Source organism: Campylobacter sp. US50a, assembly GCF_004379015.1.
Classification (GTDB): Bacteria; Campylobacterota; Campylobacteria; order Campylobacterales; family Campylobacteraceae; genus Campylobacter_D; species Campylobacter_D jejuni.
The window spans coordinates 52,917-67,996 of sequence record NZ_RYYJ01000006.1 but is presented as its reverse complement, the minus strand read 5'-3'; the positions used below and the strand labels follow the sequence as shown (position 1 = coordinate 67,996).

General features: G+C 30.0%; 14 protein-coding genes and 1 tRNA gene. 13 read left to right on the top strand and 2 right to left on the bottom strand.

Annotation, left to right across the window (positions count from 1 at the left end; all coding sequences use genetic code 11):
* The first annotated feature begins 72 nt into the window (after positions 1-72).
* From yedF (ELQ11_RS05300) to putP, 4 genes are all read left to right on the top strand, one after another.
* Complete coding sequence (gene yedF, locus ELQ11_RS05300) at positions 73-645, top strand: sulfurtransferase-like selenium metabolism protein YedF (protein WP_002870867.1); 573 nt, start codon at positions 73-75, stop codon at positions 643-645.
* Positions 646-655: 10 nt separating this feature from the next.
* Positions 656-1,678, top strand: a complete 1,023-nt coding sequence (gene selD, locus ELQ11_RS05295) for a selenide, water dikinase SelD (protein WP_079860378.1) — start codon at positions 656-658, stop codon at positions 1,676-1,678.
* Between the two features lie 130 nt (positions 1,679-1,808).
* Complete coding sequence (locus ELQ11_RS05290) at positions 1,809-5,297, top strand: proline dehydrogenase family protein (protein WP_134225181.1); 3,489 nt, start codon at positions 1,809-1,811, stop codon at positions 5,295-5,297.
* Positions 5,298-5,314: 17 nt separating this feature from the next.
* On the top strand, positions 5,315-6,784 hold the full coding sequence (putP, locus tag ELQ11_RS05285; protein ID WP_002870870.1) for a sodium/proline symporter PutP: 1,470 nt from the start codon (positions 5,315-5,317) through the stop codon (positions 6,782-6,784).
* Between the two features lie 15 nt (positions 6,785-6,799).
* Here the strand turns inward: putP and yedF (ELQ11_RS05280) are convergent, their stop codons facing one another.
* Together yedF (ELQ11_RS05280) and yedE are read right to left on the bottom strand one after the other, a co-directional pair.
* Positions 6,800-7,027 carry a sulfurtransferase-like selenium metabolism protein YedF gene (gene yedF / locus ELQ11_RS05280; RefSeq protein WP_002867050.1) on the bottom strand — a complete coding sequence of 76 codons (228 nt, stop codon included), beginning with the start codon at positions 7,025-7,027 and terminating at the stop codon, positions 6,800-6,802.
* A 3-nt stretch (positions 7,028-7,030) separates the two neighbouring features.
* Positions 7,031-8,239, bottom strand: coding sequence for a selenium metabolism membrane protein YedE/FdhT (gene yedE, locus ELQ11_RS05275; RefSeq protein ID WP_126217917.1), 1,209 nt, complete (start codon positions 8,237-8,239; stop codon positions 7,031-7,033).
* 139 nt (positions 8,240-8,378) lie between these two features.
* Here yedE and ELQ11_RS05270 point away from each other — a divergent pair.
* The 9 genes from ELQ11_RS05270 to bumR all read left to right on the top strand — a co-directional run bounded on the left by ELQ11_RS05270 (position 8,379) and on the right by bumR (position 14,999).
* Positions 8,379-8,476: transfer RNA gene (locus tag ELQ11_RS05270), tRNA-Sec, on the top strand.
* A gap of 27 nt (positions 8,477-8,503) precedes the next feature.
* A complete protein-coding gene (locus ELQ11_RS05265) occupies positions 8,504-9,754 on the top strand; it encodes an adenylosuccinate synthase (RefSeq protein ID WP_126264474.1) in 1,251 nt (416 codons plus the stop codon).
* Positions 9,751-10,179 (top strand): flagellar export protein FliJ, encoded by a 429-nt coding sequence (locus tag ELQ11_RS05260; RefSeq protein ID WP_002880459.1) that lies wholly within the window; start codon positions 9,751-9,753, stop codon positions 10,177-10,179. Before ELQ11_RS05265 ends, ELQ11_RS05260 begins: the two co-directional genes overlap by 4 nt.
* Complete coding sequence (locus ELQ11_RS05255) at positions 10,172-10,690, top strand: MotE family protein (RefSeq protein ID WP_002851265.1); 519 nt, start codon at positions 10,172-10,174, stop codon at positions 10,688-10,690. The genes ELQ11_RS05260 and ELQ11_RS05255 overlap by 8 nt, the downstream gene beginning before the upstream one ends.
* A 92-nt stretch (positions 10,691-10,782) precedes the next feature.
* On the top strand, positions 10,783-11,334 hold the full coding sequence (locus ELQ11_RS05250; protein ID WP_002851269.1) for a DUF507 family protein: 552 nt from the start codon (positions 10,783-10,785) through the stop codon (positions 11,332-11,334).
* Positions 11,334-12,452: a glutamine-hydrolyzing carbamoyl-phosphate synthase small subunit gene (carA, locus tag ELQ11_RS05245; protein WP_070252602.1), complete on the top strand. Its 1,119-nt coding sequence runs from the start codon at positions 11,334-11,336 to the stop codon at positions 12,450-12,452. Before ELQ11_RS05250 ends, carA begins: the two co-directional genes overlap by 1 nt.
* Entirely contained in the window at positions 12,449-13,108 is a 660-nt protein-coding gene (locus ELQ11_RS05240; protein ID WP_134225180.1) for a sulfite exporter TauE/SafE family protein, read from the top strand. Before carA ends, ELQ11_RS05240 begins: the two co-directional genes overlap by 4 nt.
* Positions 13,105-14,316 (top strand): butyrate sensor histidiine kinase-like phosphatase BumS, encoded by a 1,212-nt coding sequence (bumS, locus tag ELQ11_RS05235; protein ID WP_052949149.1) that lies wholly within the window; start codon positions 13,105-13,107, stop codon positions 14,314-14,316. Before ELQ11_RS05240 ends, bumS begins: the two co-directional genes overlap by 4 nt.
* Before the next feature lie 2 nt (positions 14,317-14,318).
* The gene (gene bumR, locus ELQ11_RS05230; RefSeq protein WP_002862143.1) at positions 14,319-14,999 is read left to right on the top strand and encodes a butyrate response regulator transcription factor BumR; all 681 of its coding nucleotides are present in this window, start codon (positions 14,319-14,321) and stop codon (positions 14,997-14,999) included.
* The last annotated feature ends 81 nt before the right edge of the window (positions 15,000-15,080 follow it).

Genomic DNA, 15,080 nt, shown 5'->3' with positions numbered 1-15,080 from the left:
ATTTAAAATTTTTAAACACAAAACAAGTAATAAAATAATATTATTTTTCAAAGCTAATATTAAGGAAAAATAATGAAAATTGATTGTCGCAATCTTTCTTGTCCTCAGCCTATAGTTGAAACAAAAAACGCTCTTGAAAAACTTCAAGAAAATGAAATTTTAGAAATTGTTTTAAATTCTATTATTTCAAAAAATAATGTTGTAAAATTTCTTAACTCTTTAAATTTAAATCCTATTATAGATGAAAATGCACAAGAGTTTTGCATCAAAGTACAAAAAAAGAATTTTAATTCTAGTGAAATAAATATTCACGATTATAATGTTTTATTTTTAAAAACCGACAAAGTGGGTGAGGGTGAATTGGGACAAAATTTACTTGTAGGATTTTTAAGTACCTTAAAAAATTTAGATCATGCTCCAAGTAAAATTCTTTGCGTAAATGAAAGTGTTTTAATCAATGTTGATGAAAATCATAAAGCACATTTAGCTATGAAAGAACTTGAAAATTTAGGTATTGAGATCATAAGTTGTGGAGCTTGTCTGGAATTTTTTAATAAAAGCAAAGAACTTAAAATAGGAAATATAGGCAATGCTTATGAAATTTTAAATGAGCTTTTTGGTAAAGCAAAAATTATTACTTTGTAAAGGAAAAATACTGCAATATAAAAATCAAAATTTAACGCATTTTGTTAAAGCAGCAGGCTGAGCAGCGAAATTAAGCCCGGGTGGTCTTAAAACAATTTTAAATTTCATGCAAAAAACCCCTGCCTTACTTAGCGATATCGGAAATAATGAAGATGCAAGCGTATATCAAATCAGCCGCGATTTAGCTTTGGTGCAAACGCTTGATTTTATCACTCCTATAGTAGATAGTGCCTATCATTTTGGTGCTATTGCCGCAGCAAATGCTTTAAGCGATGTTTTTGCTATGGGTGCAGAGGTAATTAATGCCTTAAATATAGTAGGTTTTGATACTTGTAATCATGATTTAAATATCTTAAAAGAGCTTTTAGAAGGTGCAAATGATAAGGTTCAAGAATGCAATGCTTTAGTTGTGGGTGGCCATACTATAGAAAGCACTGAGCTTTTTTTTGGACTTAGTGTTACAGGAAAAGTACATCCTAGTAAATTTATTGCTAATAATACTTCTAAAGTTGGAGATTGCATCATTTTAACCAAGCCTTTAGGAACAGGAATTTTAAGTACAGCTTTAAAGGCACAAATGTTAAATCAAAAACATTTAGATATAATGCTTAAAAGTATGATGGAGTTAAATTATAAAGCCAGTCAAATTGCTCTTAAATTTCATCCAAGTGCCATGAGTGATGTCACAGGTTTTGGACTTTTAGGACATTTAAAAGAAATGCTAAATAAAAATATTTCTTTTGAAATTTTTGAAAGTGAACTTCCTTTTTTAGATGGAGTAAAAGAGTATTTTAATATGGGTTTAATCCCTGCTGGAGCTTATAAAAATTTAGAATTTATAAAAGAATTTATCCCTGATTTAAATGAAGAAAAATTATTACTTTGTGATCCGCAAACTTCAGGAGGACTTTTAATTTCTATAAGTGAAAAAGAATCCTTAGAATGTTTAAAAAAACTAGAAGATGAAAATATTCAAGCTAAAATTATTGCTAAGGTTGCAAATAAGCAAGAAAATGATATTATCATTTCTTAATTTTTGTTACTTATATACCCATTAAAATTTTTTTTATCATTTTTTATACATTTTCTATGATTTAAAATATTATTTTTTATCTTATTTATATATTATTTATTAAAATTTATTTTATCTTAGGAGATACGAAATGATACAAAAAGCTTTAGCCTTAGCTGAAGAATTGCAAGGACAAATAGAAGCTAATATTTCAAATTCTGAAAAAGAATTTCACTCAAAAATGCAAAAACTTCTTAATAATCCCAAAAATAAAGTTATGCTTATAGAACTTTTAGATCGTTCTTTTAGATGTAAAGATAAAAATGCAAGTTTTGAGCTTATAGAATATACTTTGAGTAAATATGGCATAGCGGATTTTTTTAGCACTTTTGAAAAATTCCTACTTTTTAGCTTTTTAAATTTTGGAAAATTTGCTCCTAATTTAAGTGTGCCTTTTTTTGTCAAACATTTAAGAGAAGATACTAAAGCTATGGTTCTAGATGCAAATCCTAGTGTTTTAGAACCACATATTAAGAAAAGAAAAGAGCAAGATAAAATTACCTTAAATGTGAATTTAATCGGTGAAGAGGTTTTAGGTGAAGCTGAGAGTAAATATCGCATACAAAAATATGAAGAAGCTTTAAAATCAAGTTATATCACTTATATTTCCATAAAAATTACTACTATTTTTTCACAAATTAATATTATAGATTTTGATTATTCCAAAGAAGAGGTAGTAAAAAGACTAGATTATCTTTATGCTTTAGCCTTGGAAGAAGAGAAAAAACAAGGTGTATCTAAATTTATCAATCTGGATATGGAAGAATTTAGAGATTTAGAACTCACCGTTGTAGCTTTTATGGAAAGTATGGCTAAATTTGATATTAAAGCGGGGATTGTTTTGCAAGCTTATATTCCTGATTCTTATGAGTATCTTAAAAAACTTTTTGCTTTTTCAAAAGAGAGGGTTTTAAAAGGTATGAAGCCTATTAAGATCCGTTTTGTTAAGGGTGCTAATATGGAAAGTGAAGAAACTATTGCATCTCAAAAAGGCTGGGAGCTTCCTACTTTTTACAAAAAAATAGATACTGATAGTAATTATAATAAAATGCTTGATTTTATTCTTGAAGGAGATAATTATAAATACATCAACATAGGAATTGCAAGTCATAATATCTTTGAGATTGCTTATGCTTATACACGCATAAGTGAAGCGGGTGCTTTAGATTCTTTTACTTTTGAAATGCTTGAAGGTATGAGTTTGCAATGTTCTTATGAATTATCTAAAATGCATGATTTAATCCTTTATGCCCCAGTTTGTGATGAAGCACATTTTAACAATGCCATTGCTTATCTTGTAAGACGCCTTGATGAAAATACAAGTGAAGATAATTTTATGCGTTATTTTTTCAATCTTAAAGTAGGAGATAAAAACTGGAATATCCAAAAAGAACTTTTTTTAAAATCTTTAGAAGGCATAAAAACTCTTGATAACACTACGCATCGCAAGCAAGATAGAAATAAAGAATTAAATATCACAAGTTCTTATGAAAGTAAAAAATTTAGCAACGAAAGTGATACGGATTTTATTTTAGCGCAAAATAGAGCATGGGCTAAAGAAATTAAAGCTAAATATGAAAATTTAAAAGATTATGATGTTTATCCTGTCATAGGTGAGCTTGATTTTAAAGCAGAAAATTTAAATGTTTTAGAAGTTAAAGATAAGATTGAAGATAGAGTGATAGGAAAGGCTTATTTAGCCGGAGAAAAAGAAATCAAACAAGCTTTAGAAGTAGCTAAAAATTCCAAATTTATACAAAAAAGTCATGATGAAATTTATCAAATTTTAGCCAAAAGTGCAAAACTTATGAGAGAAAGAAGAGGGGATTTGATAGGTTTGGCGGCTTTAGAAGTGGGCAAAACCTTTTTAGAGATCGATCCAGAAGTGAGTGAGGCTATTGATTTTATAGAATTTTATCCGCACTCTTTAGAAGAGCTTAAAAAACAAAATCCAAAAGTTACATTCACACCTAAAGGCATAGGGGTTACCATAGCTCCTTGGAATTTTCCTATAGGGATTTCAGTAGGTACTATAGCTGCACCACTAGCTGCAGGTAATGTGGTGATTTATAAACCTTCTTCACTTTCAACCCTAACAGGTTATATGCTTTGTAAGTGTTTTTGGGATGCAGGTATTCCAAAAGACGCTTTGATTTTCTTACCTTCAAAAGGAAGCGATATTTCTAAATATTTACTTGTTGATGAAGCGATTAAATTTTCAATTCTTACAGGAGGAGAGGATACTGCTTATGCTATGTTAAAAGCTAATCCAACCTTGCTTTTAAGTGCTGAAACGGGAGGAAAGAATGCGACTATAGTTTCTAAATTTGCTGATCGTGATAGTGCGATTAAAAATATCATTCATTCTGCGTTTAGCAATAGCGGTCAAAAATGTTCAGCTACTTCTTTGCTAGTCTTAGAAGAAGAGGTTTATCATGATGAAGAATTTAAAAAGACTTTAGTAGATGCTGCAAGTTCTATGGCGGTGGGCAGTCCTTTTGAATTTAAAAATAAATTAGGTGCTTTAGCTGATAAGCCAAGTTCTAAAGTTCAAAAGGCCTTAGATGAATTACAACCTTATGAAGAATGGGCATTAAAACCTAAGTTTTTAGAGGATAATCCTTATTTAATGACTCCAGGCATAAAATACGGCACTAAAAAGGGTGATTTTACCCATATGAATGAACTTTTTGTGCCGATTTTAAGTGTGATGAAGGCTAAAGACTTAAAAGAAGCTATTGATATAGTAAATTCCACAGGTTATGGTTTAACTGCAGGTTTTGAAAGCTTAGATGAAAGAGAATGGGAGTATTTTCACACTCATATAGAAGCAGGAAATATTTATATCAACAAACCAACCACAGGGGCTATAGTGCTTCGCCAACCTTTTGGTGGAATTAAAAAATCAGCTATAGGTTTGGGTAGAAAAGTGGGAATTTATAATTATATCACTCAATTTTTAGAGATTAAGCAAGAAGATTTTGATGATCATTTAATTGAAGATAAATTTTCAAAAAAATTAGCACAAATAGATTTAAAAGAATCACAAGATTTTATGAACGATTTAATTAAAATGTCTCAATCTTATGCTTATCATTATAAAAATGAGTTTAGTGTTTCAAAAGATTATGTCAATATTCGTGGAGAAGATAATCTTTTTTCTTATACTAAAATAAAGAATATGGTTTTAAGACTTTGTGGAAATGAAAGCTTAAAAGATGTTTTAGGGGTGATTTTAGGTGCAAATATTGTAAATATTGATCTAAGTATCAGTTATGATGAACAAGATGTTAGTATGATAGAACGAATTGTTCAAAGCATAGGAGCAAAAGTATTATTTTTAAAAGAAAATAAAGAAAATTTTATCAAGAGTATTAAAGAATATGAAAGAGTGCGTTATTTGGCAAAGCCAGATGTAAATGATGAGATTTATAAAGAGGCTGCAAAGCTTGCTAAAATCATCATAAGAGAAAAGCCATTGTTAAATGGTCGTTTTGAACTTTTAAATTATTTTAATGAAAAAGCTTTAAGTATATCTTTTCATCGCTATGGAAATTTAGGCATTAGAGCAATATCTTAATGATCAAGGAGAGATTGATGGAAGTAGTTCAAATTAATACCCCAATAGCAGTGATGTTTGTAGTTTATGCCTTATTGATGCTTTATATAGGTTTTTATTTTTATAAGCAAAATAAAAATTCAGAAGATTATTTTTTAGGTGGGCGTACTATGGGGCCTGTGATATCTGCACTTAGCGCAGGGGCTTCTGATATGAGTGGTTGGCTTTTAATGGGATTACCAGGAGCTTTATATGTAAGTGGCTTTATAGATTCTTATATTGCGATTGGGCTTACTATAGGAGCTAGTTTAAATTGGATTTTTGTGGCAAAAAGACTTAGAATTTATACCAGTGTGATTGCAAATTCTTTGACTATTCCTGATTATTTTGAAACTCGTTTTGATGATGATAAACATATACTGCGCATCATATGTGCGGTGGTAATTTTGATATTTTTTACCTTTTATGTTTCATCAGGGCTTGTAAGTGGAGCAAAACTTTTTGAAAGTACTTTTGGTATCAGATATGATTATGCTTTAACTACTGGAACGATTATTATTGTTGCTTATACTTTTTTAGGTGGATATAAGGCAGTTTGTTGGACGGATATGATACAAGGGCTTTTAATGATGATGGCTTTAATCATTGTGCCTTTGGTTATGCTTTATCATTTAGGTGGCTTTGGTGAAGCGATGAATATAGTAAGAGAAATAAAGCCACAAGCTTTATCTATGGGCGAAGGAGTAGGAGTTATAAGCATTATATCTGCACTTGCTTGGGGTTTGGGTTATTTTGGTCAACCACATATTTTAGTGCGTTTTATGTCGATTCGTTCTACTAAAGATATTCCTATGGCCACTTTTATAGGCATTGCTTGGATGGCGGTTTGTCTTTTAAGTGCTTGTATGATAGGTATTTTGGGCATAGCTTATGTGCATAAATTTGAATTAAGTTTGCAAGATCCTGAAAAGATTTTCATCGTGATGTCGCAGCTTTTATTTAATCCTTGGATAGCAGGTATTTTACTCAGTGCTATTTTAGCAGCTATTATGAGTACAGCAAGTTCACAATTGCTGGTTTCAAGTTCTACTATAGCGGAAGATTTTTATAAAAAGATTTTTAGAGAAGATGCGCCAAGTCATGTTGTATTAAATTTAGGTAAATTAGGTGTTTTACTAGTAGCTGTAATAGCGTTTTTGATTTCTACTGATAAAAACTCAAGTGTTTTGAGTATAGTTTCTTATGCATGGGCCGGATTTGGAGCTTCTTTTGGTTCTGTAATGCTTTTTTCTTTATTTTGGAGTAGGATGACAAGAGTAGGAGCGATTTTAGGTATGATAACAGGAGCTGCTACTGTGGTGCTTTGGAAGAATTTTGCAAATTCAGGTCTTTATGAAATAGTTCCAGGGTTTTTAGCAGCTTCGGTGGTGATTATTATTGCAAGTTTGTTTACAAATGTAAGATCTGGAACTAAGACAGCTTATGAAAAGATGTTAAAAGAGCTTTGAGAACAAAAGCCTTTTTTAAGGCTTTTGTATTAAAAATCTTAGCGTGGGTCCACTTTGATCGATTTCAAGCACTTTAAAACCACGGTTTTTTGCATCTTGAGGTATGGAATTGATACTTTGTGGGCAATCACAAAGCACTTCCAAAATTTCTCCGCTTTGAAGCTTAGGTAAGACATCAAGTGTTGCTATAGCAGGATAAGGACAAGCTTCACCTTGTAAATTTAAACTATAAGTAATTTTCACTGTTTATCCTTTAAGTTGATTTTTAAAGAAGTGTTTTTTGTAAAATACTACAAAAACAAACATCAAGATGAATAAAATAAGGTTGATAAAAAATCCATTTAAATTTCCAAATTCAGTTAAAAGATTGATTTTTATACCTTCTTTAAAAGCCTTTGGTAAAAAGTCGTAACTTAAAGCTAAAATCATAGTTCCTATTATATTTGCAATTCCTACTATCATAAAATGACTTTGTCCTTCAAAGGCACGATAAGCCCAACCACACTCACAACCTCCGGCAAAAACTATACCAAAACCAAACAAAAATGCTCCTACAGCTACAGCAGGAGAAAGTTCTATGAGTTTGCTAGTATGACCTTGCAAGATAAAAGCAAAAGCGATTAAAGAGGCGATAATCATACTGATTAATGCGCCTTTTATAGCATTATCTCTACCAAATAAAAATAAATCTCTAAAGCAAGAAGTAAAACAAATTTGCCCTCTAGAAATAATAAAGCCAAAAACAAAACCAAAAATCAGCGCTAAAGCTAGAAGGCTTTGTTTGTTTTGTGTGCTGATATTGCCATTTGTAAAAACAAGATAAAACACCCAAACTAAAAAGGCTATGAAAAGCAATATGCCTAAGTTAAAATATAATTTTGTACGCAAACTTTGCTTGTTTAACGGCAAATTTTCTTTATTTACCCGTTCTAATTTAGCTTTAGGTTTAAAAAAGGAAGTGTTGCAAATTTTCACTCCTAGATAAATTCCTAAAACCATAAAAACAGTAAAAAGCCAAGTGTGTAAAGAAAAATAAGGTAAACCTGTAAAAAAATTAGCTAAATTGCATCCAAATGCAAGTCTTGCTCCATATCCTGAAAGAATTCCACCTACTATTGCTTGAAAAATTCTTATATTGCTAGCAGGTAGACGAAATTTGACTTTGTTAGCTAAAAGTGCGGCTACTAAACAACCTATAAACATACCTATGAGCATAATACCATCAGTTCTTGTTAAAGGGGTTCCATTTAAATTTTGCTTTTGGTAATAAGAATATCCATCTAAATTCATACCTAAAAACTCTAAAAACTCACCACCCCAACGCGTCATTTCTCCAGTAACAGCCCAAACGCCACCAAAAATCCCAAAATACACTGCACTTAAAATTCCAAGTGCAATCATAGAACGGGAATTGTCCCAAAAATTGATTAAATATTTTTGTTTAAAAGAATTCAAAGAAAGATCCTAAAAATGTAATCATCAAAACTTGATGCTAAAAAAGAGTGAGATTATAGCTTAAATTTAACATGAAGTCAAAAAGAATATTGATAAATTTATTTTGTTTTTCATTAAAAATCGCTATAATTATCGCTTTGGAAGATTAGCGTATCTGGTGATCGCCACTGACTTCAAATCAGATGAAAGGATAGTTGACTATTCTTTGGGGAGTTCGATTCTCTCATCTTCTCGCCAATATTAAGTAAAATCAAGGAAATTTTTATGAGCAAAGCAGATATTATTGTCGGCATTCAATGGGGCGATGAAGGAAAAGGTAAGGTAGTTGATAAATTATGTGAAAATTATGATTTTGTTTGCAGAAGTGCAGGTGGACACAATGCAGGACATACGATTTGGGTAAATGGTGTAAGATATGCGCTTCATCTTATGCCAAGTGGAGTTTTGCATCCAAGATGTATTAATATTATCGGAAATGGAGTTGTGGTTTCTCCTGAAGTATTGATTGCTGAAATGGCTCAATTTGAAAATTTAAAAGGTAGATTATATATCAGTGATAGAGCTCATTTAAATTTAAAACATCATTCTTTAATAGACATTGCAAAAGAAAAACTCAAAGGCAAAAATGCCATAGGAACAACAGGTAAGGGTATAGGACCTTCTTATGCAGATAAGATTAATCGTACAGGACATAGAGTTGGAGAGCTTTTAGAACCACAAAGACTTTGTGAGGCTTTGATGAAAGATTTTGAAGCTAATAAAACTTTTTTTGAAATGCTTGAAATTGAAATTCCAAGTGCTGAAGAATTGCTTGCTGATTTAAAACGCTTTAATGAAATTTTAACTCCTTATATTACAGATACTACAAGAATGCTTTGGAAGGCTTTAGATGAAGATAAAAGAGTGCTTTTAGAAGGAGCTCAGGGCTCTATGCTTGATATTGATCATGGAACTTATCCTTATGTGACAAGTTCAAGTACTATTTCAGCAGGCGCTTTAACAGGACTTGGGTTAAATCCTAAAGAAGCGGGAAGTATTATAGGTATTGTAAAAGCTTATGCAACGCGTGTGGGAAATGGAGCTTTTCCTACTGAGGATAAGGGTGAAGATGGAGAAAAAATTGCGCAAATTGGAAAAGAAATTGGCGTAAGCACGGGACGTAAAAGACGTTGCGGGTGGTTCGATGCAGTTGCTGTAAGATATACAGCAAGGCTTAATGGTCTTGATGCTTTATCTTTGATGAAGCTTGATGTTTTAGATGGTTTTGAAAAGATAAAAATTTGTCGTGCTTATGAATATAAGGGCATGGAAATTGACTACATACCAAGCGATTTAGAAAATGTTCAACCTATTTATGAAGAAATGGATGGTTGGGATAAAGTTTTTGGTATAAAAGATTATGATTTATTGCCAGAAAATGCTAAAAAATATATAGCAAGACTTGAAGAGCTTGCAGGGGTTAAAGTAAAGTATATTTCCACTAGCCCTGAAAGAGATGATACTATCATCTTATGAAAAGTAAATATAATTCTGTTGTAAAAGTAAGAAAACAACAACTTGATAAAGCAGAATCAAATCTTAATCAAGCCAAACAAAGACAGCTTGAACATGAAAAAGCTTATGAACTTTCACGCCAAGAGTGTGAAAGTTTAGGCGTATTGCCAAAATCAGGATCTATAGCAGAGTTAAGATCAAATTTAAGTATGGCGCAAGTAGGACGCGAGGCTTTGGCAAGAGCTAAGGAGAAAGTAGAACTTTCTAAAAAAGAAATGAATCATTATCAGTTTTTATATCAAAAAGCGCATTTAGATTATGAAAAAATGAAGGCTTTGGAAACTGAAGAAATTAAACAAAAACAAAAAGAACTTGCGAAGGCTGAAGAAAAATTTTTAGATGAAATTGCAATCAGTCGTTTTTTCAAAGGGGAAAAAGATGATTAAAAAATTTATATTGTTAGTTTTTATTTCAAGTGTAGTTTTTGGAGCTGAACAAGATTGTGAGCAGTATTTTGAAGCTAGAAAAGCTCAAATTGAATTGCAAACTAGAGAATTTGATGAAGCAAGACAATCTTTAGAAGCTTATAAAGCCTCTTTTGAAGCTTTGCAAAAAGAAAGGCTTGAAAATTTAGAAAAAAAAGAGGCTGAGGTTAATGCAACTTTGGCAAAAATTGAAGAATTAAAGCTTGAAAACGCAAGGCTTGTAGAAGAGCAACAAAAGATTTTAAATTCAATCAATGATAAAACTCAAGGTAGGGTTAAAGAAATTTATTCCCAAATGAAAGATGCAGCCATTGCAGATGTTTTAAGTCAAATGGATGCAGAGGATGCAAGCAAAATAATGCTTTCTTTGGAATCACGTAAAATTTCAGGTGTTTTATCTAAAATGGATCCAAAAAAAGCTAGCGAGCTTACTTTGCTTTTGAAAAATTTAGATAATAATGCTAGTAATTAGGTGATTAAAAGAATGAAAATTTTTCATTTTTAACATTCTTTTACCAAAAATAAGCTATTATTTCAAACATTATTAAATAAAAGGTTTTCAAGATGCGTATAAAATTACCACATATTCCTTATATCGCAAATAAAATGATGTTAGATATAGCTAATTCTTCTTTTGTAGAAATTAAAGATCAATTAGAAAAGCTTAAGGTATGTATAATAGAAGTTTTAGAGAAAGATATTCTAAATGAAAGAAAATTAGATGAAAGAGTAAAAGAACTTTTAGAGCAACAAGAAGATGAAATGGAACTTATGCAAGTAGATCGTAAAAATATGTTTTGGCTTGTGAAGAAAAAGTTAGCTCCCGAATTTAATGTGATTTTAGATTCTGAAGATAGACATAATCATCTAGCGCATCAAATTTTAGAAGAACTTGTAGAGAATGATTATATTAATTTTATAGTGAGCGAAAATAGAGTTAAAAATTTAATCTTTTCAAGCATAGAGTCTTATCTTAAAATTTATGAAAAACTTGAAGATGAGGTTTATGAGAAAATTAGCAATTATAAAACAAAACCTATTCCAGGTAGTGAAGAATACGATCTTATCTTTGAAAAACTCTATCAAGAAGAGCTTAGAAAAAAAGGTATGTTTTAATGAAGGCTTATATTTATTTAGAAAATGATATTTTTTTAAGTGCTAAGGCTTTTGGAAAGAGCGGTACTTTTTTTGGAGAGCTTGTATTTAACACTTCTTTAACAGGATATCAAGAAATTATTTCAGATCCTTCTTATGCAGGGCAATTTATCGTATTTTCCATGCCAGAAATTGGTATAGTGGGAACCAATGAAAATGATAATGAAAGTAAGGAAATTTTTGCAAGCGGTGTTTTAATGCGTGAATTAAGTTCTAGTTTTTCAAATTTTCGCGCTAAAGAAAGTCTGCAAGATTATCTTGAAAAACATGGAAAAATAGGAATTTATGAACTTGATACGAGATATCTAGTAAAAACGATAAGAAATAATGGCAATTTAAGAGCTGTAATTTCAACTGAAATTTCAAATAAAGAAGATTTAAAAATCGCCTTAGAAAAATCAGCAAAAATTGATGAAGTAAATTTTGTAAAAGAAGTTAGCACTAAGAAAAATTATTCTCATAAACAAGGTGTTTGGAACGCTAGTTTTCAAAAATTTAATGATGCTAAAAGAAGTGAGAAAAAAGTTGCTGTTATAGACTATGGTGTTAAAACAAATATCCTAAATGAACTTGTAGAAGTAGGTTTTGAAGTAGAAGTTTATCCATATAATGTTAAAGCAGATGAGTTGATTACTCTGTATAAAAAAGGTGAAATTCAAGGCGTGTTTCTTTCTAATGGTCCAGGTGAGCCAAGGATTTTAAAACAAGAGATTGCAGAGATTAAAAAACTTGCAGAAGCTAAAATTCCTATGCTTGGAATTTGCTTAGGTCACCAGCTTTTAAGTAATGCTTTTGGATATGAAACTTATAAAATGAAATTTGGACAACATGGAGCAAATCATCCTGTGATCAATCTTGATACAAAAACGGTAGAAATTACCGCACAAAATCATAATTATAATGTTCCAGAAGAATTAGCTCAAGTGGCTCATATCACTCATAGAAATTTATTTGGCGATAATGTTGAAGGAGTAAGATATAAAGACTATCCTATTATTTCAGTGCAACATCACCCGGAAAGTTCTTCAGGTCCTCATGAAAGTAAGTACATTTTTAAAGAATTTATGAATTTGATGTGAGTATAGATTTTTTAGCTATTACCAGCGTTGCTTTTTTATCTAGTTTTGGACACTGCTATTCTATGTGTGGTGGTTTTAATTTACTTTTTATAAATTTAAATTCAAAAAGCAATAATTTATTTTTATTAACTTTTATTTATCATTTGTTTAGAATTTTTGCTTATATTGTTTTAGGGATAATTTTTGGGACTTTTGGGAATATCTTGGCAATCAATGCTAAGGTTCAAAGTTTGTCATTTTTTATTCTTGGTATATTTATGATGATTTTGGGTTTTGCTCTTATTTTTAGAGGCAATATATTATCTTTTATTGAAAATAATGTTTTTTTTGATAGTTTTGTAAAGAAAATTATTAAAAAATCTAAAAATTTTAAAGGATTAAAATCAGCTATATTTTTAGGATTTTCAAATGGTTTTGTTCCTTGTGGATTGGTGTATTTTTTTATAGCCAATGCAATAAGTAAGCAAAATATTTTTGAAGGTATTTTGGTAATGATGATTTTTGGAATATCAACTTTACCTGCGATGTTATTTTTTTCTAAAATTTCACAATTTTTTAGTGATTTTTTGAAAAATTTGTTTAATTATTTATCGTATGGCATTATTGTTTGTTACGGTATAAATCTTGCCTATATAGGTTTTAAGGCTTTTCAATGAAAGATTTTTTTAAAGATCAGTTTTTTAAAGCTCTGGAAAAAAATACAATTTTTTCAAGAGCTGATGTGCAAGGAAATTTAATTTTTGTCAGTGATAAGCTTTGTCAAATAAGTGGATATAGCAAAAAAGAGCTTATAGGAAAAAAACATTCAATATTTAAACATCCAGATGTTGATGAATGTTATGTTGAGAAGCTTTTAAAAGATCTTTCATATAAAAAGCCTTATCAGGTTATTTTTAAAAATATTGATAAATTAGGCAAAACCTTCTATCTTGAAACTTTGTTAATCCCCATATTGGATAAAAATAATGAATTAATAGAAATAGTAGCACTTTCTCATGATGTCAGTAATTCTTTTAAGCTTAATGAAGAGCTTGCTTTAAATCACGCTAAATTAAGAGAATTAAGTATTAATCTTGAAAATACAGTTAAAAATCACCAACAAGAATTTATACAGTTAGGTAAAAAATTTGAGAAAAAAATGAAAATTGCCTTGGAAAAAAATGAAAAAGATATTAAAATAGCATATGAAGAGATTTTGAAATCTTCATTAGAACAAATGATTAGTGATATAGCACATCAATGGAGACAACCGTTAAATGAGCTTGGTATTGCCATGTTTCAAATGAAGCAAAATCTTAAAGATGAAAAAGGATTTGCTGAAATTTATTCACAATCAAAAGATATGATTAAAAATATGTCAGAAACAATTGATGTGTTTAGAACTTTGTTTAACAAAGGAGTAGAGCAGTATGTATTTATAAAAGAGACTTTAAATAAAGCCTTAGAAATTGCTTTTGAAACTATAGAAAAAAATCATGTAAATATTAATATTGTTTCGAAAAGTGATTATGAAGTTTTGGCGTATGAGAATGGTTTAATAAGAGTTTTTCTTAATTTGATTTTAAATTCAATAGAGGCATTTAAAAACAAAAAAAGGAAAATCATAACAATAAATTTTTCAAAATTTGGAAAAAACTATCTGAAAATTACAATAAAAGATAATGCTGGTGGGATTGATAAAGAAAATTTAGATAAAATTTTTCAACCTTATTTTACAACAAAACATCCCAGTCAGGGTATAGGAGTAGGACTTTATATAAGTAGACAAATTATTGAAAGTTTCCAAGGAAAAATAAAAGTTAAGAACGGAAAAGATGGGGCTTGTTTTGAGGTATTTTTAAAACTAAAAGAGAGGGTAGAGTAGAAATGTCACAAGAATGTAAAGAATTGATAATATTAGTAGTTGAAGATGAAATTAAGACTAGAGAATCATTGATTAATGTATTAAGCGAACGCTTTAGTAAAGTAATCGGAGCTCAAAATGGAGATGAGGGGCTTAAAAAATTTAAAAAATTTAAGCCGGATTTAGTTATCACAGATATTGCTATGCCTATTATGGATGGGCTTGATATGGCAAGAGAGATTAAGGAAATTTCAGATGATGTCCCAATTGTTGTTCTTAGTGCGTATTCAGAGAAAGAGAGACTTTTGCGTTCTATTGATATTGGTATAGATAAATATTTGATTAAACCTGTTGATATAGAAGAGTTGTTTAAAGTTTTAGATTATCTGATAGGTGAAAAAATTGAAGCAAATATGCTTGTAAAAATTTCTGAAGAATATCAATTTAACAAAACTAAAAGAACTTTGATTTACAATGGTGAAGAAATTGTTTTAACTAAAAAAGAATTAGCTTTTATTTCTTTGCTTTTAAAGCAACCTGGGGCTTTGGTTTTGCATGAAGATATAAAGAAAAATGTTTGGATAGGTGAACATGTAAGTGATACTGCTGTTAGAACTTTTATTAAAAGAGTAAGAGATAAAGTGGGTGAAGATTTTATAAAAAATGTACCAAGTTTAGGTTATAAGATAAATATCAATAAATAAGACTGATTTAACCTTAAAATATAAAGCATAACAAATGATTAACAAAATTATCATTTTTAAGAAAAAATGTATAATTAATAT